The 18857-nt window shown below is 40.1% G+C and carries 13 protein-coding genes; 3 read left to right on the forward strand and 10 right to left on the reverse strand.

Annotated elements, in window-relative coordinates:
• Positions 1-22: 22 nt before the first annotated feature.
• Positions 23-1513 carry a reverse transcriptase domain-containing protein gene (locus tag IQ283_RS22600; protein WP_194222464.1) on the reverse strand — a complete coding sequence of 497 codons (1491 nt, stop codon included), beginning with the start codon at positions 1511-1513 and terminating at the stop codon, positions 23-25.
• 734 nt (positions 1514-2247) lie between these two features.
• Between IQ283_RS22600 and IQ283_RS22605 the strand changes: the two genes are divergently transcribed.
• Positions 2248-2409 (forward strand): hypothetical protein, encoded by a 162-nt coding sequence (locus IQ283_RS22605; RefSeq protein ID WP_194222417.1) that lies wholly within the window; start codon positions 2248-2250, stop codon positions 2407-2409.
• A complete protein-coding gene (locus IQ283_RS22610; RefSeq protein ID WP_194222418.1) occupies positions 2406-3950 on the forward strand; it encodes a recombinase family protein in 1545 nt (514 codons plus the stop codon). The genes IQ283_RS22605 and IQ283_RS22610 overlap by 4 nt, the downstream gene beginning before the upstream one ends.
• On the opposite strand, the gene rlmD is transcribed toward IQ283_RS22610, so the two are convergent.
• The 6 genes from rlmD to putP form a co-directional block, all read right to left on the reverse strand.
• Entirely contained in the window at positions 3878-5254 is a 1377-nt protein-coding gene (gene rlmD, locus IQ283_RS22615) for a 23S rRNA (uracil(1939)-C(5))-methyltransferase RlmD (protein WP_194222419.1), read from the reverse strand. The genes IQ283_RS22610 and rlmD overlap by 73 nt on opposite strands.
• Before the next feature lie 294 nt (positions 5255-5548).
• Positions 5549-6496, reverse strand: coding sequence for a diacylglycerol kinase (locus tag IQ283_RS22620; protein ID WP_194222420.1), 948 nt, complete (start codon positions 6494-6496; stop codon positions 5549-5551).
• Positions 6497-6803: 307 nt separating this feature from the next.
• Positions 6804-8237, reverse strand: a complete 1434-nt coding sequence (gatB, locus tag IQ283_RS22625) for an Asp-tRNA(Asn)/Glu-tRNA(Gln) amidotransferase subunit GatB (RefSeq protein WP_194222421.1) — start codon at positions 8235-8237, stop codon at positions 6804-6806.
• A gap of 16 nt (positions 8238-8253) precedes the next feature.
• Positions 8254-9702, reverse strand: coding sequence for an Asp-tRNA(Asn)/Glu-tRNA(Gln) amidotransferase subunit GatA (gatA, locus tag IQ283_RS22630; protein WP_194222422.1), 1449 nt, complete (start codon positions 9700-9702; stop codon positions 8254-8256).
• 14 nt (positions 9703-9716) lie between these two features.
• Positions 9717-10007 carry an Asp-tRNA(Asn)/Glu-tRNA(Gln) amidotransferase subunit GatC gene (gene gatC / locus IQ283_RS22635; RefSeq protein ID WP_194222423.1) on the reverse strand — a complete coding sequence of 97 codons (291 nt, stop codon included), beginning with the start codon at positions 10005-10007 and terminating at the stop codon, positions 9717-9719.
• Between the two features lie 234 nt (positions 10008-10241).
• Positions 10242-11705, reverse strand: a complete 1464-nt coding sequence (gene putP, locus IQ283_RS22640; protein WP_194222424.1) for a sodium/proline symporter PutP — start codon at positions 11703-11705, stop codon at positions 10242-10244.
• A gap of 647 nt (positions 11706-12352) precedes the next feature.
• Here putP and IQ283_RS22645 point away from each other — a divergent pair.
• Positions 12353-13297: a metal ABC transporter substrate-binding protein gene (locus tag IQ283_RS22645; RefSeq protein ID WP_194222425.1), complete on the forward strand. Its 945-nt coding sequence runs from the start codon at positions 12353-12355 to the stop codon at positions 13295-13297.
• 40 nt (positions 13298-13337) lie between these two features.
• Here IQ283_RS22645 and IQ283_RS22650 read toward each other — a convergent pair whose 3' ends face one another.
• From IQ283_RS22650 to pcrA, 3 genes are read right to left on the reverse strand one after another with little or no spacing between them, the layout of a single operon-like run.
• Complete coding sequence (locus IQ283_RS22650) at positions 13338-14555, reverse strand: CamS family sex pheromone protein (protein WP_194222426.1); 1218 nt, start codon at positions 14553-14555, stop codon at positions 13338-13340.
• 13 nt (positions 14556-14568) lie between these two features.
• On the reverse strand, positions 14569-16569 hold the full coding sequence (ligA, locus tag IQ283_RS22655) for an NAD-dependent DNA ligase LigA (protein WP_194222427.1): 2001 nt from the start codon (positions 16567-16569) through the stop codon (positions 14569-14571).
• A gap of 25 nt (positions 16570-16594) precedes the next feature.
• The gene (pcrA, locus tag IQ283_RS22660) at positions 16595-18817 is read right to left on the reverse strand and encodes a DNA helicase PcrA (RefSeq protein WP_194222428.1); all 2223 of its coding nucleotides are present in this window, start codon (positions 18815-18817) and stop codon (positions 16595-16597) included.
• Positions 18818-18857 lie beyond the last annotated feature (40 nt).

Genomic DNA, 18857 nt, shown 5'->3' on the forward strand with positions numbered 1-18857 from the left:
TTATCTTTCAGAACTGATTACTCTAGTAGTCATAATCATATGGTTTATTGTTCATCGTGTAATCTATGCCATTGTTTAATATCCCATGTTTAATTCCTTTATATATTCTAAAGAAACTTGGAATTTCATAAAAACCTTTAGTACCTTTATATGGAGTCACTTTACACAACTTAATTAATTCATCTTTATCAATATTAAAGGGGAAATTATGAGAAACACTGGTAATATTTTTATCTATAAATAATTTTTCTCTTAATTTCAAAGAATTATAGACAGTAGATACTAACCAACCATCTAATTCTTTTAATTGTTCGACGTCATCAATTAGGGGATAAAAACTCATAATACCTTTGAATCGAATTCTATTATACTTGCCATTCATAAAACTTTTTAATTTTGGTTCTGTTAGGTTACCGTACAAATACCTTCTTATTTGCCACATAGCTGTTACGAAGGCTGGATCTGTATTATTACTCGGTACAATAATTGATTTTAATTTGTACTCTTTTACTGGTTTAATCAAGTTCTTGTATAGCAAGTAACTGATTTGTTTTTTGATTTTGTTTACTGAATCAGCTTTAATGCTAATTTTATCAATTGAAAGTTTATAACCTAAAAATTCAATGAATTCTTTGGTTGCCTTTAATTCAGAAGGGAGTCCTGGTTTCACCATCAAATTAATACCATCCGATTTGTTAGCATTAATCTCAATTCCAGCTTCGTTTGAAAAAGCACTAATTATATCAAATGACTTACATATCTTTGTGTAATCCGAAGACCAAATAACAGTATCATCCGCATATCTAGCAAACCTTAAACCTTCTGATTCTAGCATTCTATCTAGTTTCCAACAGACTATATTAGCCAAGAATAAAGAGATGGACGTCCCTTGTGGTATTCCCCTCTCCAATCTATCTAAAAACGATTTGATTAATTGCTTTTCAAAATCACTAACCATAAATCCATTCTTGTTCAATTGATTATACAAATACTGATGATTAATTGCACCAAAAAAATCACTAAAATCAAATTCAGAAATAAACAACCTTGAGTAAGATTGTAACTCTAGTCCTATATCTTGAATTGCAAAATGTACATTTCTATCGTTCCTATAAGCATAAGATAAAGAGCTAAGCCTATGTTTATTTTTACTTAGAAGTCTTTTATAAAGATAATTTGATACAGCTGCATCTGGAATTTGGTATACAGTAATAGTACGTGTTTTTCCATCTTTCTTTGGTATTTTTTGAATATAGGGATCATTGGGCATATATGTCCCATCTTTTATTTTTTTTGCTATTGCATCAGAAATTTTGTCTAAGTGTTTTAAAACGTAAAAAGGATTATATTTTTTATTAACAGACCATACATAAGGTTTTTTTACAACCTTTTTATTATAGTTTTCCCCAAACCTCTTTTTGTTCCTCTCGTGCTCAATGTGTAATGCGTTATGGTATGTATGATATCTTTCTGAATGTTTCTTTGCCTCTGCTTCTATGTATTTCCTAATCATCTCTTTCACGTTTAAGACACCCTTTCATAACAATACAGGCTCCCAAAAACCAAAGGTTTTTTGAGAGCCTGAACCACGGATGTAACCGAATTAAAAGTAAGTTCTCAAGTAAAAGCATCTTTGAGTAGACCCTTTTGCAATACTGCAAGCTAATGCAGTCAGAAGGACATCCGTTCGTCCTCAGAGATTCAATCTCTAGACATACATTAATAATACTACATAATAGATAAAAAGTACATATAATGGTATATTAACCACTTTTATCCTTAGAAAGACCACACTACTTTAAACTTATTGATATCAAAACTTCTTCTAACAATATTTGCAAAGCATATCCCATACTTGATACATCACCAACAAGCTCGACAAATTTATACACTTTTCTATTAACCAAGGGGGGGGGCGCAAAACTCCGGTTGCCGAAGGCATGATAATACCTACTACCTCTCTAGAATTTTTTCAAAATTTATTTTACCTAATAGGATTTTTTAAGCTATTTAAAATAAACGCAAGAAATTTAAAGGAATTGAAAGCAATCTATCAAATCATATTACCTACATCTTTGTTAATTAGGTAGAGCAGCTCATATGGAATGCTTACCAAGATAGTGGAACTGGAGGATAGGAAGGTATAATAAATACATAGAAATCAGCTGAGATCACTATAATTCATTATCAAACTATATTATTCAAACCGGGTCTAGACCCCATCTATTTAAAGAAGGGGAAATATATATGAACGTTGAGAGAATTTTCAACTCTAATGCTAAGGTGACAATCAAGGAGATTTTCCACTCTATTATTGAGGAAAAAATTGACTCTTTAATTGAAGAGCATTACTATCAAAATAAGGTGAGCACTACTACATCTCATGTAGAAGGGAAAAATATATCATGAGATGCGCAGTATACGTTAGAGTTTCAACAGATAAAGAAGAGCAAAAAGCTTCACTATTAAATCAAAAAAACCTATTTGCAAAGTATGTATCTGAAAATAATTGGGACATTCACCAGTTTTATGTTGATGTAGAAAGTGGAACGACAGACAAACGTGAGCAACTACAGCAGCTAATCGCCGATGCAAAAGCAAAAAAGTTTGATGTTATTTTAGCAAAAGAGCTTTCCCGGTTGGCCCGTAATGGGGGATTATCATACCAAATTCGTGACATCGCTCAACAACATAAAATTCATATTATTACGCTGGATAATGCCATTAACACATTAGAAGGAAATAGTCACATGTTTGGTATTTATGCATGGATGTACGAAGAAGAGTCTCAACGAACAAGCAATCGAGTCAAGACATCGTTAAAAACTAGAGCAGAACAAGGACTCTTTAAAGGATCAAATGCTCCCTATGGTTATAACCTAACTGGAAGTAAATTATATATTCGTAACGATTACACTCCTGCCATAGTACGACGAATATATAATGACTATATTTTTGGTAAAGGTTTTGATCGTATTGCTAAAGAACTGTACAACGAGGGTTTACCAACACCTGCTCAGCTAGCAAGTAAAAAAAATGCTAGTGATAAGTGGCAAGGATCTTCAATTAGGGTGATCTTGACTAATCCTCATTATACTGGTGATTTAGTGCAGGGTCGGACTACGACTCGGAGTGTCACGAATAAAATGAGAGATCAAAAAAGTCCAAAAGATTATATTATCATTCCAAATACTCACGAAGCTATTATTTCTAAAAGGGATTTTGAAACAGTACAACAATTAATTAAAAGTCGAAAGAAAACTAGGCCACAGGTCGAAAAGCATTTATTCACAAATACAGCCTATTGTGCGGATTGTGGCCGAGGTATGCACTACAAATCCAACTGTAAGGGTTATATGTGCGGAAACTATAATAAACACGGGATAAAGGCCTGTACAGATCATTTAGTAAGAGAAACAGACTTACAGCTTGTAATATTAAATGATATCAAAAACCTGATAGATTCAATACATGATAAGGCTATTGTTAAGTCACTGGATAGCAAGTTAAAGAAGCAAAGACAAATTGCTTTAAAGAATATTGATTCCCAAACTAAAGAAATTGAAGCTTTGAATATGAGAAAGAAAAAAACACTTAGCTTATTAGTTGACGAAGTAATCTCAAAAGAGGCTTATGATGACTTCATAAAAGATATTAATGAGAGCATTAATAAATTAGTTACAAACCAAAATCAAAGTAAAATTTCTTTAGAATCAACAGATAATAAGATTGCTATAAATGAAATAAAGCAAGCACTAGAAGAATTTATAGATCTTAAAGAGTTAACTCCTGAAATTCTCCACAGATTGATTGATCGCATTGAAATAAAAGCAGATGGAAGTCCGAGAATCTTTTATCGATTCTCGAACCCATCTGCTTATTCTTTACTTCGTTCTATCAACGCACAGCATTCAACGTGCGTCGTATGCGGGAACATATCAACCGGCTGAACTTCTTTCGTTTTAAAACCACCATCTTCTAAGATGCGTAGATCACGAGCGAGCGTAGCTGGGTTACATGATACATAAACGACTTTCTCAGGTTTCATATCAATAATCGTTTGAAGGAGTGCTTCATCGCAGCCTTTACGTGGTGGGTCAACGACAATCACGTCAGGCTTGATGCCCTGCTCTTTCCAGGCTGGAATGACGTTCTCTGCTTCACCTACCGCAAACTCTGCGTTTGTAATGCCGTTTAAATCAGCATTTCGCTTCGCATCTTCAATCGCTTCTGGTACGATTTCAACGCCGTATACCTGCTTTGCTTTTTGCGCGAGGAAAAGAGAAATCGTTCCGATGCCGCAATAAGCGTCGATGACCGTTTCATTCCCAGTAAGTCCAGCGTATTCAAGCGCCTGATCGTAAAGCACCTTTGTTTGATCAGGATTCACCTGATAAAACGAGCGAGCTGAGATGGCGAATTTAATGTCGCCGATCGTATCGTAAATGTATGGTGAGCCCCACAGGACGCGGGTTTCGTCACCGAAGATCACGTTCGTGCGCTTTGGATTTACGTTTTGAACGATTGATTTCACTTTCGGAAGTTGCTCAGTGATGTCTTTGATGATGTTCTTGCGATTTGGTAAGTCTTTGTTTTTTGTAACGATGACGACCATGATGTCGTCCGTTTGCTTTCCGTATTTTGCAACAACGTGTCTGAGCGTTCCGCGATGTGAACGCTCGTCGTATGCACGGATGCCGTACTTCTCAGCAATTCCTTTTACAACTCGTAAAACTTCATCGTTTTCCTGCTCCTGAATGAGGCACTGATCCATGTCGATAATCTGGTGGCTGCGCTGCTGGTAGAAGCCAGCGACGATTTTACCGTTCTGTTCACCAACAGGAACCTGTGCTTTGTTACGATAGCGCCATGGGTCTTCCATACCCATCACAGGATGAACGGGCACATCGATCTTCGCGATGCGTTCCATCACGTCTTGAACTTGCTTGTGCTTGAATCTTAGCTGACTATCATACGTAATATGCTGGGTCTGACAGCCGCCGCATTGATAGAAAATCGGACACGGCGGCGTGTTACGGTCTTCGCTCTCAACTTTCACATCAAGAATCTTTCCGAAGCCGTAACCTTTCTTCGTTTTGATCACTTTCACGTTCGCTGTTTCGCCAGGGATACCGTACGGGACGAAAAGCGTGTAACCGTCTATTTTCGCAACGCCTGCTCCGTCATGGGAAAGGTCTCTGAACTCTACTTCAACAACGTCATTCTTTTTTACAGGTACTTCTTGATTACTCATTTGGTTTCCGTCCTTTTCCGTTCAATTTCATGTACAAAAATTGTACCACAGTGTGAATGGATCGCGAAATGTAACAGCGCGGTGCTTTTTGCACGTGAGGCGAGCTCGATTTCATGGTTTATTGGCCAAAATGGAATTATATTGGCTAAACCCACGATATATTGGCCAAATCTGAAATATATTAGCCAAAATCAATTTTTATTGGCCAAACCCAAATTTCCTCCTCCACTCCCAGATCCTCCACTACAACAGAAAAAGCCAGAGCTCTCAGTCTCTGACTTCTCCCATTCACTTCTACTCACCTGAAATCGCGCGCTTGTGCGCGGCTTCTTCTTCATTTGTATGTTTTTCGCTCGTTTCTTTCGGGACGATCATTGTGATGTGACGATATAAGTTCGTAAACTCTGCTGGAAGTGGGCCGCCGTACTCTCCGTCCAGGTTGAGCTGCATTTTATCGACTGATTCTACTTTGATGTGACTTGCTTTTTTGTAGACCACATTCGGATCATTAATATGATCACCACGTAGCGCACTGCTTGCGATCCGAATGAATTCTGCGATGTTCGTCTTTTTCAAAATCATGAGATCGAACAGTCCATCATTCAATGACGCATGAGGGGCTAGCTTTTCAAATCCGCCGATGGAGTTTGAGTTAGAGACTAGAAAAAGCATAATTTCATCTTCAAAGAGCTTTCCATCATATTCAATCCGAGTCCTCGCCGGGCGAATGGATGGAAGCATTTCGATGCCTTTCATATAATAAGCTAGCTGGCCAAGCATTGTTTTAAGCTTACTAGGCACTTCATACGTTAATTCAGTCAGGCGTCCGCCACCTGCGATGTTGATAAAGTAATGTTCGTTTACACGACCAATATCAATTGGCATTTCAAGGCCGTTGCATAGGACATCCATAGCACCTTCAACTGTGCGAGGAACGCCAATCGCTCGTGCGAAATCGTTCGTTGTACCAACTGGAATAATCCCCATTTTTGGACGATACGGCTGCTCAGCGATGCCATTGATTACTTCATAAATCGTTCCGTCTCCACCTGCAGCAATGACAAGATCAAATCGTCTTTCTACAGCGATGCGCGCTGCTTCCGTTGCATCCCCTTCACAAGTGGTAGCATGGGCAGACGTCTCGTACCCATTTACTTCAAGGCGTTCTAAAATGTATGGCAGCGAGCGCTTCACTTGTTCTCTACCGGACGTTGGATTATAAATTAGTCTTGCACGTTTCATCCTTCATCATCCTATCTTCTCTATCTTAATTCTTTCATTCTGATTTGCATGTATGGTTACTTTTTTGAATTGGTTTGGACAATAATCGTACGCGTTCTCTTAAGTGATGTCTTCTTTTATTTATATGATAGTCGCAAACAAAAAACGCCCACATTCTCGTGACCGTTTTCCGCCGCTTAACCTTCTGTTCTGATTATAGGCTTTTCCCTAAAAAAAAGCAAAGCCGAATAAATGCGGATGAGGTGAACAAGCTTGCACTTCTATATAGACAATAAAAAAACCCTCCGCAATGGGAGGGTTTCACAATTTATCGCTTATCCATTTCTTCAACAATGAGTTTGTTTACCATTGGAGGATTTGCTTTTCCTTTGGTTGCCTTCATCACTTGACCAACGAGGAAGCCGAGTGCGCGGTCTTTCCCGTTTTTGTAGTCTTCGATGGATTGTTCGTTCTCGTCAAGAATACCTGAAACGATTGAACGAAGCTCGCCTTCGTCAGAAATCTGAACAAGGCCTTTGTCTTTAACGATCTGTTCAGGATCGCCGCCTTTTTCGATAAGATCTTTGAATACTTTCTTCGCGATCTTAGAAGAAATTGTTCCTTTCTCGATTAGAGAAATCAGTTTGCCTAATCCTTCCGGAGTTAGGGCCACTTCATCAATTTCTTTATAGTTCGCATTTAAGTATGCCGATACTTCACCCATCAACCAGTTTGAGGCTTGTTTAGGATCAGCCCCCTGGTCAATCGCTACTTCGAAGAAATCAGACATTTTCTTAGACTGAGTGAGTACCATCGCATCGTACTCTGGAAGATCATATTTCTGCACATAGCGCTCACGACGAGCATCTGGAAGTTCAGGAATATCTTCGCGCACGCGGTCCATCCACTCTTTATTAATAGCAAGACGAACAAGGTCAGGCTCTGGGAAGTAACGGTAGTCGTCAGATCCTTCTTTCACACGCATCAGAATTGTTTTCTTGCCAGCTTCGTCATAGCGACGTGTTTCCTGGCCGATCACATTTCCTGCTAGAAGTTCTTTCTCCTGACGTACTTCTTCGAATTGAAGACCTTTTTGTACGTTAGCAAATGAGTTCAAGTTCTTAAGCTCAGTTTTTGTACCAAACTCTTCTTGTCCATATGGGCGAAGAGAAAGGTTCGCATCACAGCGAAGAGATCCTTCTTCCATTTTACAGTCAGACACTTCCGTATATTGAAGAATCGCTTTTAGCTTCTCAAGGTAAGCATACGCTTCTTCAGGTGTACGAATATCCGGTTCAGATACGATCTCAACAAGAGGTGTACCCTGACGGTTGAAGTCAACAAGAGAATGGTTCTCTCCATCAACGTGCGTGAGCTTACCAGCATCTTCTTCAAGGTGAAGACGCGTAATACCGATACGCTTTGTTTTGCCGTTTACTTCAATATCAATCCATCCGTTTTCACCGATTGGCTTATCATATTGTGAGATCTGATAAGCTTTGGGGTTATCTGGATAGAAATAGTTTTTACGGTCAAACTTCGTATCTTCTGCGATTTCACAGTTCAATGCCATTGCCGCACGCATCGCAAAATCAACAGCTTGTTCGTTCATCACTGGAAGAACACCAGGATGACCTAGACAGATCGGGCAAACGTTCGTGTTAGGCGGCGCACCGAAATTTGTTGAACAATTACAGAAAATCTTTGTGTTTGTCTTCAGTTCTGAGTGAACTTCCAGACCAATAATAGTTTCAAAATTCATTTTCAGTCGTCACCCCTTACAGCTCTGGTTTAGCCTTATGATGATCCGTTGCTTGCTCAAATGCATGAGCAACGCGGTAAACGGTCTTCTCATCAAAGTGCTTTCCGATTATTTGAAGTCCAACAGGTAGGCCATTTGATAAACCACATGGTACGGAAATCGCAGGGACACCTGCAAGGTTAACCGGGATTGTGAGAATATCATTCGCATACATCGTTAGTGGGTTATCAATCTTCTCGCCTACTTTAAAGGCTGGTGTCGGCGTTGTAGGTCCGATAATCACATCGTAGTCCTCGAATACTTTTTCAAAGTCATTCTTGATGAGCGTACGAACTTTTTGTGCTTTCTTATAATAAGCATCGTAATAGCCAGAGCTAAGTGCAAACGTCCCTAGCATAATACGTCGCTTCACTTCGTCACCAAAGCCTTCGCTTCTTGTTTTCTTATAAAGATCAAGAAGGTTCTCAGCTTCAGCACGAACGCCATAGCGGACGCCGTCAAAGCGAGCAAGGTTAGCTGATGCTTCTGAAGAAGAAAGAAGATAGTATGTCGCTACAGCATATTTAGAGTGCGGTAGAGATACTTCCTCCCAAGTTGCGCCAAGCTCTTCAAGCTTTTTAAGTGATTGAAGGACGCTGTTCTTCACGTCTTCATCTACACCTTCAGCAAGGTATTCTTTCGGTACCGCAATACGAAGACCTTTCACATCACCTGTTAGGCTAGAAAGGTAATCTGGAACGTCAACATTCGCTGAAGTTGAGTCCATCTTATCGTGACCTGCAATCGATTGAAGAAGATAGGCGTTATCTTCTACGGTGTTTGTGATTGGTCCAATTTGATCGAGTGATGATGCGAACGCGATCAAGCCAAATCGAGAAACGAGTCCGTAAGTAGGTTTTAATCCTACAACACCACAAAAAGCAGCTGGCTGACGGATTGAGCCACCTGTATCAGAGCCAAGTGAGAAGAAAACTTCTCCAGCAGCAACAGATGCAGCTGAGCCGCCGCTTGAGCCACCAGGTACATAATCGGTGTTCCATGGGTTACGCGTGCCAAAGAAGCCAGAGTTCTCATTAGAAGAACCCATCGCGAACTCGTCCATATTCAATTTGCCCACAGTGATGGTTTCCGCTGCATTTAAACGTTCAACCACTGTTGCATTATGTAATGGGTCAAAGTTGCTTAGAAGCTGGCTTGACGCTGTTGTACGAAGTCCTTTTGTAACAATGTTATCTTTCACACCTACAGGGAGACCAAAAAGAAGCCCTCTTGCATCTTCTGTACCGAGCTTTTCATCAAGCGCTTTTGCTGCTTGCATTGCTCCTTCTTCATTTAACGTCATGAATGCTTTTACCTTTTCGTCGACCGTATGAATACGATCAAACGAGGTTTGAACAAGTTCACTGACGGATAATTCTTTCTTATGAAGCAAGCTGTGAAGCTCACTTATGCTTTTATCAAACAAGGACGTTGCCTCCCTTACTCAAATATTGATGGAACTTTTACTTGACCATTCTCTTTATCAGGTGCATTCTTCAATGCTTCCTCACGAGATAACCACGGCTGTACTTTGTCTTCACGAAGTACATTTTTTAAATCGAGAACATGCGTTGTAGGCTCAACGTTCTCTGTATCTAATTCATTCAGCTGCTCCGCCATTGAAATAATGTCATCAAGCTGAGTTGTAAATTTCTCGACCTCTCCCTCATCCATTTCTAGTCTAGCGAGGTTCGCTACATGCTTAACCTCTTCTTTGGTAATTCTGGACATCACTTTCACCTCCACAAATTTCGAACAACCTGCAATATATAGATGATACCAAAAACAAGCTTCATTAAGCAACAGAACGCCGTCTGTTCCAATTTTAAACAAACGTTTAATTAAGTCGGATTAATCAAACGTTTGTTTAACTTCTGTTTTAGGGCTTGCGTCTATAGATTGTCCCATTCTTATTTCAAAAAAAGACTCACCCCCTATTGGGATGAGCCTCCTGAGTAAAGCTGATTAAAATTCAGATGTCTTAGCTGCTTCAAATTCATCTTCAATCTCTTTACCAGGTTCTTTACCTACAAAGCTGAATGCCATAACAGCGATCCATGCAAGAATAAAGCCTGGAATCAATTCGTAAAGGTCGAATAGTCCGCCTGATAATTGAGCCCATAGAATAACGACTACTGCACCCGTGATGATACCAGCAAGGGCACCATTACGCGTCATACGTTTCCAGAATAGACTCAGTATAATAACAGGTCCAAATGCGGCACCAAACCCGGCCCAGGCATAACTTACAAGATCAAGAACACTGCTATCAGGGTTGTAGGCAAGTAGAATAGCTAGTAACGCAATCGCAAGAACCGCGATACGACCTACCCATACAAGCTCAGTCTGACTAGCGTTCTTACGAAGGATCGCTTTATAGAAGTCCTCCGCAACAGCACTTGAAGATACAAGAAGCTGAGAGTCAATTGTACTCATAATCGCAGATAGGATTGCAGCAAGCAAGAAGCCGGAAACCCATGGATTAAAGAGCACTTGCGTAAATTCAATAAAGACTGTTTCCGAGTTCGGAAGTCCCGCATCGAAATAGGCAATACCGATGAAACCAGTAAAGATTGCACCAAACAGTGAAAGAACCATCCATGACATACCAACAAGGCGTGCTTTAGGAATTTCTTTCGAAGATTTAACTGCCATAAAACGAGTGATGATATGAGGTTGGCCAAAGTAACCAAGTCCCCAACCAAGCAGAGAAATAATCCCCATAAAGCTCATACCAGTAAAGATATCGAGATAAGTTGTATCCGTTGCACCGACTTGATTAACTGTTTCGCTCCAGCCACCCATTTCATTTAGGGCAACAATTGGCACGACAACAAGTGCAAGGAACATAAGTATTCCCTGGAAGAAATCTGTCCAGCTTACCGCTAAGAAACCACCGAGGAACGTATAAGAAATAATAACAAGTGCACCGATCCACAATGCGCTTTCATAGCTCATTCCGAACGAGCTTTCAAACAGGATTGCGCCCCCAACAAGACCTGAAGACGTATAGAACGTAAAGAATACAAGAATGACAATTGCTGAAATCACGCGAAGTGCTTTCGAACCATCACGAAAACGGTTTTCAAGGTAATCAGGAACCGTAATCGAATCATTCGCCACTTCTGTATAACGGCGAAGACGCGATGCAACAAACTGCCAGTTCAGGTAAGCTCCGATTGCGAGCCCAATCCCAATCCAAATTTGACTCATACCACCTGCATACATTGCACCAGGTAGGCCTAGTAAGAGCCAGCTACTCATATCTGATGCTCCGGCACTAAGTGCGGCAACAGATCCACCTAATCTTCTTCCTCCAAGAACATAATCAGATAAGTTACTTGTCATTTTGTAAGCAATTAATCCAATTGCGAGCATACCGACAAGGTACACTATAAATGTGACTAACGTTGGCGTCTCAATACTCATCGAGTACTATTCTCTCCTTTCGGTAAAAAAAGTTATTATTGATAATACGACTAATAAAGGCATTGGTATAAGTAGCCAGAACCATGTTGCGGTAGTTAAGGTATATTCCACACTTTCACCCCCTCCAAAGTCAATATTCACAACTATACATTTTTGCTGTGAATTCAAATTATTCCAGTAGACCATTAGTCCTTTACAAACCAATGATTACTATATCACAAAATATTTTTCTGAACAATGCAAATATTATAAGATAAACTTTTCAATGAATAAAAATACACGATGAAAGAGATTTCCCTTCTTTTAGCAACTTTTAGGTCATAAGTATTCATGAAAATTTATTTAAATTAATTGACCAATATTTCCCTCATCTACATACTCTAGTAACATTTACCCACTATTTTGTAATGTTAATCTTCAAATTGAAATATTTTTTATAGATTGCCGCGTTCCCCTTCTTTTCATACCTCCATAATGCTAATTATCATAACTATTTTTTCCATGTAATTTTCACCCTTCCCACTCCCAAACCTTTTTATGACTTTTTACTATAATGAACAAAACAAATCGGAAAGATTACTGTTTGCAAAACGTAATCATTACGATATAATGAGTGGCAGAGAAACTTACGGAAGGGAAAATCACTTATGAATAATCGCTTTTTTAAATTAGCGTTATTATTATCTATTTCTACGTTTATCCTTGTCGCTTGTGGTCAAGATAAGTCAGACTCTAAAGCGGGTGGAAAGCTTACCATTTATACAACACTTTATCCTCTTGAATACTTTGCCGAACGGATTGGAGGAGAAGATGTAACGGCTGAGTCAATCATTCCTCCAGGTAGCGATGCACATAGCTTCGAGCCAACAACTAGAACAATGGCCGAATTAGCTGAAGCGGATTTGTTTATTTATAATGGTGCAGGTATGGAAGGATTTGCAGATGCTGCCCAGGACACGCTTAACAATGAAGATGTTATGGTTCTTGAGTCAGCTAAAGACATCCATCTAGATGAATCTGAAGAAGAGCATGAAGAGCATGAAGAGCACGCCGACCATGATCATGGTGATATGAATCCCCATATCTGGATCGATCCCATCCTTGCAATCGAGCAGGCTGAAAATATTAAAGATGCTCTTATCACGCTCGATCCTGATCAGAAAGAAACATTCGAAACTAATTTTAGTTCTTTGCAAGAAGAATTATTAGCCTTGGATCAATCCTTCCAAGAAATGGCTGATCGTGCAGATAAGAAAGAATTTCTCATCTCTCATGATGCTTATAGCTACTGGGAAAGTCGTTATGGCCTTGAACAATTAAGCGTCTCGGGTCTTTCTCCTTCTCAAGAGCCTACTCAAAAACAATTAGAAGAAATTATCGAAACAGCAAAAAGCCACAATTTGAAGTATATGCTTTTCGAACAAAATGCTACCCCCAAGCCTGCTAAAGCAGTTCAAAAAGAGCTTGGACTCAATACGCTTCGCATCCATAATCTATCTGTTTTAACCGAAGAAGATATCGAAAATAACGAAACATACTTCACATTAATGGAAAAAAACATTCAAACACTCCAAAAAGCCTTGTCTGAATAACAAAACCCTCCCAGTGTAAAAACACTGGGAGGGTTTTTATTTATTGATAAATATGAACAAACGGTTCTTCTTCGTTAGGATCTTTCACAATCATACTTTCTGTTTCTCCGTTATTTGTGATGTAGATGGAGACCGGAAGCTCCTGAGGAAATGTATCATTCCGTTTCTTGACAAGACCGTTTACGAACTGTGTAAACGAAATGACCTCCGCTTTGCTATAAAATTGGATTGGTATTTCAACCTTCAACTGTGTAAGCTCATCCTGTTTATAGAACCCTGTGCCAATGACACCTACAAAGTTTGGAAAGAAATCCTGGATTTCACGCGTGAAATCATCAAACTTCTCTGCTTCAGCAGGGTACTCGTCGGAGGCTGCAGAGGAAGGAAAAGCAACGTACTTCTCATTTAAATCCTTCCAAGAATCTGGGCTGGATTTCCCTTCTCCTACAATCGTGCTCGCCACAAAGTTTCCTGGGACTACTGATTGTCTTGGTTGCTCTAAAAACAGAGTGAACATGATAGGTACGTCATGCTCGGCACGAATTTTCTTCACAATTGGTTCAATCGATTCCTTCGCCTTAGAAATCACTTCTTCTTTCCCTAGTTTCACTGAACCAGTATATTTCAGGCCATTCTCATCAAGAACAGAATAAGGATATTCAGAATAAAGCGATAAGGCAATCGAGATTCCGCCTAGTTGTAACTCGTCATCTTTGTTTTGAACATAGTAATCTTGTTCATGTATATAAGATAAGAATTTAGGGTTTTTCTTCTCTGCTTCAATTACTTGCTCATACTTAGCAGGATCTTCTTTTACCCCAAGAGCTGGATTGAGGCCCTGATTTTCTTTATCATCAGGATTATCTCTATACAGCCAGCTATGAATTTGCTCTGTATCAAAAAGCTGCCCTTCTTTAAAGAAATATTTCTCAGGATCAAATTGCTCTTGAGAAAGTCTGATTAAACCCATCTCAAGCGCATCAACATCGAGACGGTTATCAACGCCAGCCGTGATTAATCCCCTAACTTGTGAAGTATCAAGAGAATTTTTATCCCCATCCTTCTCAAGTACTGAACGATAATACGTTTCAGATGTTTTGATATCTTCACTAACAATCATTTCTTCGCTATCTTCACCTTCTGAATCATTCACTTTCACTGTATCGTCCTGATCGCCCTTCATAAAACTTGGAACGCAACCGGATAATACGAGCGAAAGGGCCATGATACTAACGATGAACGTTTGCTTCTTTGGCATTACTTCCCTCTCCTCATTCGTTTAACTCTTCAAGGAACCTGTTCTCACTCCACACGTCAATGCCAAGAGACTCTGCCTTTTCAAGCTTAGAACCAGCATCTTCCCCTGCAATGACAAGATCTGTGCTCTTACTTACACTACCTGTCACCTTTGCGCCTTGTTCTTCAAGCTTCTTCTTTGCTTCCCCGCGACTCAACTGTTCTAACTTACCAGTGAGTACAATTGTTTTCCCCGCAAACACGGAATCAATGTCTTCTACAGCAACTGGCTTTGGTCCTTTATAGGTCATATTAACGCCAGCTTCTTTTAATTCTTCAATTAGTTCATGCACTTCTTCATTTTGAAAATATCGCACAACAGAATCAGCCATTTTCTGTCCCACTTCATTAATTGCTTCAAGATCTTCTATATTTGCTTGAACAATACTGTCCATAGAGCCAAATTGTTGTGCAAGAGTTTTCGCAGCTTTTGCACCGACATGGCGTATCCCAAGACCAAACAACAGTTTTTCTAATGAATTATTCCTTGAGACGCTTATCGCCTCAAGAAGGTTGGAGACTGACTTCTCACCCATTCGCTCTAACTCAATAAGTTGATCGTGTGTCAGCTGATAGATATCTGCTACATCATGAATTAATTCCTCTCGAAACAGCTGAGTAATCACCCGTTCACCTAGTCCATCAATATTCATTGCATTGCGTGAAACGAAATGAATGAGTCCTTCACGGAGCTGAGCTGGACATTTTGGATTAATGCATCGAAGTGCGACCTCTTCTTCTAATCGAACGAGATCACTATCACATTCAGGACACTTTTCAGGCATAGAAAATGCTTTTTCTTCACCTGAACGACGATCTTCAAGAACTGAAACGACTTCAGGAATAATGTCTCCTGCTTTTTTCACAACGACATAGTCTCCAATTTTAATATCCTTCTCACGAATCAAATCCTCATTATGAAGAGATGCTCGCTGCACGGTTGTCCCAGCAACGAGTACTGGTTCTAAAACAGCAGTGGGAGTGACGACACCAGTTCTGCCCACATTAAGCTGAATATCCAAGAGCTGCGTTACAACCTCTTCAGCAGGAAACTTGTATGCAATGGCCCATCGTGGACTTTTCGCAGTAAATCCTAGCTCCTCTTGTTGATTGAGGGCATCTACTTTCACAACAATCCCATCGATCTCGTATGAGAGATCAGGACGTTTCTCTGACCAACCACCGATGTAATCAATAACATCATCAATCGTGTTACATCGCTTCCATTCTGGATTGGTTTTGAATCCTAGCCCTTTGAGAAAATCAAGGCCATTTGAATGTGAACTAATTTCCCTGCCTTCAACCGTACCTACACCGTATACAAAAATAGACAAGTTGCGGCTAGCAGCAATCTTTGGATCAAGCTGGCGAAGAGAACCAGCCGCTGCATTTCGAGGATTTGCAAATAAATCCTGATCGTTCTTCTCACGTGTTTCATTTAATTTCATGAAGGATGGCTTTGGCATGAACGCCTCACCACGCACCTCCATGCTAACATTCTCGCTTAAACGAAGTGGGATAGCTGGAATGGTTTTTAAATTCTGAGTAATGTCCTCTCCTACCGTGCCATCCCCACGTGTGGCTCCACGCACAAAAACTCCATCTTCATAAATAAGTGAAACGGCAAGACCGTCTATTTTTAACTCGCATACATACGAAAAGTTTTCGCCAATTCGATCACGTACACGTCGGTCGAAGTCCTTCAAGTCCTCTTCGCCAAAAGCATTACCAAGACTTAGCATAGGTACTCTGTGTTCAACTTTTTGAAAGCCTTCAAGAGGCGGGCCACCGACGCGCTGAGTTGGAGAATCTTCCGTTTTAAGTTCAGGATTCTCTTCTTCCAGGTTAATTAATTCATTCATCATCCGATCATACTCGGCATCAGGAACGGTCGGCTGATCTAGAACGTGGTACTCGTAATTGTACTGATTTAAGAGCTGACGAAGCTCTTCGATGCGCTTTTGCTTTTCTTCCATCGTCAAACCTCACCTTCTAAAATGACTATTGCTTTTCAATAGGCGCAAACTTCGCTAACAAACGCTTAATTCCTACCGGGTTAGGGAAAGCAATATCAAGCTCAGTCGAGTCACCCTCACCCTTAACGCTAACGACCGTACCAACGCCCCATTTGCGGTGACTTGCTTTATCTCCTACTTTCCAATCGAGTGAATCTCCACCCGTTGAAGTAAGTTGAGGACGTCTAGGCGTCTTTGGAGTAGCAGGTCTTGAAGAAGGTCGGGAACTAGTTCCACCAAACGGTGTAGCTGGCTTTTCTTGACCTTGCTTCTCAAGTAATTCTTCTGGTATCTCTCCTATGAAGCGGGACACAGGATTCGCGTTTGTTTTTCCGTAAAGTGTTCTAAGACGAGAATTTGTTAAGAAAAGCTCTTCTTCTGCTCTTGTAATACCAACATATGCTAGACGACGCTCTTCTTCCATCTCTTCTTCCTCAAATAGGGAACGACTATGCGGGAATACTCCTTCTTCCATCCCAATGAGGAAAACAACGGGAAATTCCAAACCTTTAGCTGAATGGAGCGTCATAAGTGTAACAGCTTCCCTCTGCTCACCTTCATCCTCATCTAACTTATCGATATCCGCAACGAGCGCAAGGTCTGTTAGAAAAGCGATTAGGCTTTTATCTTCACTTGCTTTCTCAAATTCTTGTGTAACAGAAAGAAATTCATCAATGTTTTCAAGTCGTGTTTGTGATTCGATTGTATTCTCATTTCTTAACGCATCACGATACCCTGACTTATCAATTACTTCCTCAACAAGTTCAGATACGGCTAGATATTCCTGCATTTGTGACCAGTTTGCCATTTGATTACCAAATGATTTAAGAGTCTTAGTGAAACGAGCGCTTAACCCGATCTGCTCGACTTCTTGAAGAGCTGTAAAGATAGAAATATCCTGATTAGCCGCATATTGTGCTACCTTGTCCATTGTCGATGCACCAACACCACGCTTTGGAACATTTACAATTCGAAGTAAGCTAATATCATCATCTGGATTAGCAATGAGACGGAGGTATGCTAGAACATCTTTAATCTCTTTACGGTCGTAGAACTTTGTACCGCCGACAATGTTGTAATGGATGTTCGACTTATTTAAAATTTCCTCAATCACACGCGACTGGGCATTCGTACGATAAAGAATCGCTATTTGTGAATTCGTTCTCTGTCCGCTATTCACCATATCAAGGATTTTCCCTGTTACGAAACGACTCTCATCATGTTCATCGTTTGCCTGATAATAAGTAATATGTTGCCCATCATCATTATCCGTCCAAAGCTTTTTAGGCTTTCTGTTCGTATTATTTTCAATAACCACATTGGCCGCTTGTAGAATTTTCTTAGTTGAACGATAGTTTTGCTCAAGGAATATCGCACGTGCACTTGGATAGTCCTTCTCAAAGGAAAGAATGTTCTGTATATCTGCACCACGCCAGCGGTAGATCGACTGATCAGAATCACCAACTACGCAAAGGTTCTGATATTTCTCAGCCATGAGTTTAACAAGGATATATTGTGCCTTGTTTGTATCTTGATACTCATCAACATGAATATACTGAAATTTACGCTGATAAAACTCGAGTACTTCCGGCACCTTTTTGAACAAAGTGATGGTCCGCATAATCAAATCATCAAAATCAAGCGCCTGGTTTTTACGAAGCTGCTTCTGATATTGCTCATATGCATCAGCAACAACACTTTCGTATGGCCCCTTTGCATTAGCTTTATAATCTTCAGGGGTTTCGAGTTCATTTTTTGCAGAGCTAATACTGCCAAGAATCCCTCTAGGCTCAAATTTCTTTGGATCTACGTTCTGCTCTTTCAAGATCTTCTTAATAACAGTCAGCTGGTCCCCAGAATCAAGAATGGTGAAGTTGCGGTTAATTCCAATCCGATCACCGTCTCTTCTTAAAATACGTACGCACATAGAGTGGAATGTCGAGATCCAAATATCTTCCGAGACTGGTCCCGTAATCGAGTTTACTCGTTCTCTCATTTCTCGCGCCGCTTTATTCGTAAACGTAATCGCAAGAATATTCCAAGGAGATACCTGTTTCTCCACAAGAAGATACGCAATACGATGCGTCAGCACTCTCGTTTTTCCACTACCTGCTCCAGCCATAATTAAAAGCGGTCCATCCGTGTGCTTGACCGCTTCTTGTTGTTCGGGATTTAGCCCGTTTAGTAACTTATCAACTATTCGTTGCATGTTTTCGCACTCCTCACAAACGTATGTTCTTACTTCTTAT

Source organism: Pseudalkalibacillus hwajinpoensis (assembly GCF_015234585.1).
Taxonomy (GTDB): Bacteria; Bacillota; Bacilli; order Bacillales; family Guptibacillaceae; genus Guptibacillus; species Guptibacillus hwajinpoensis_B.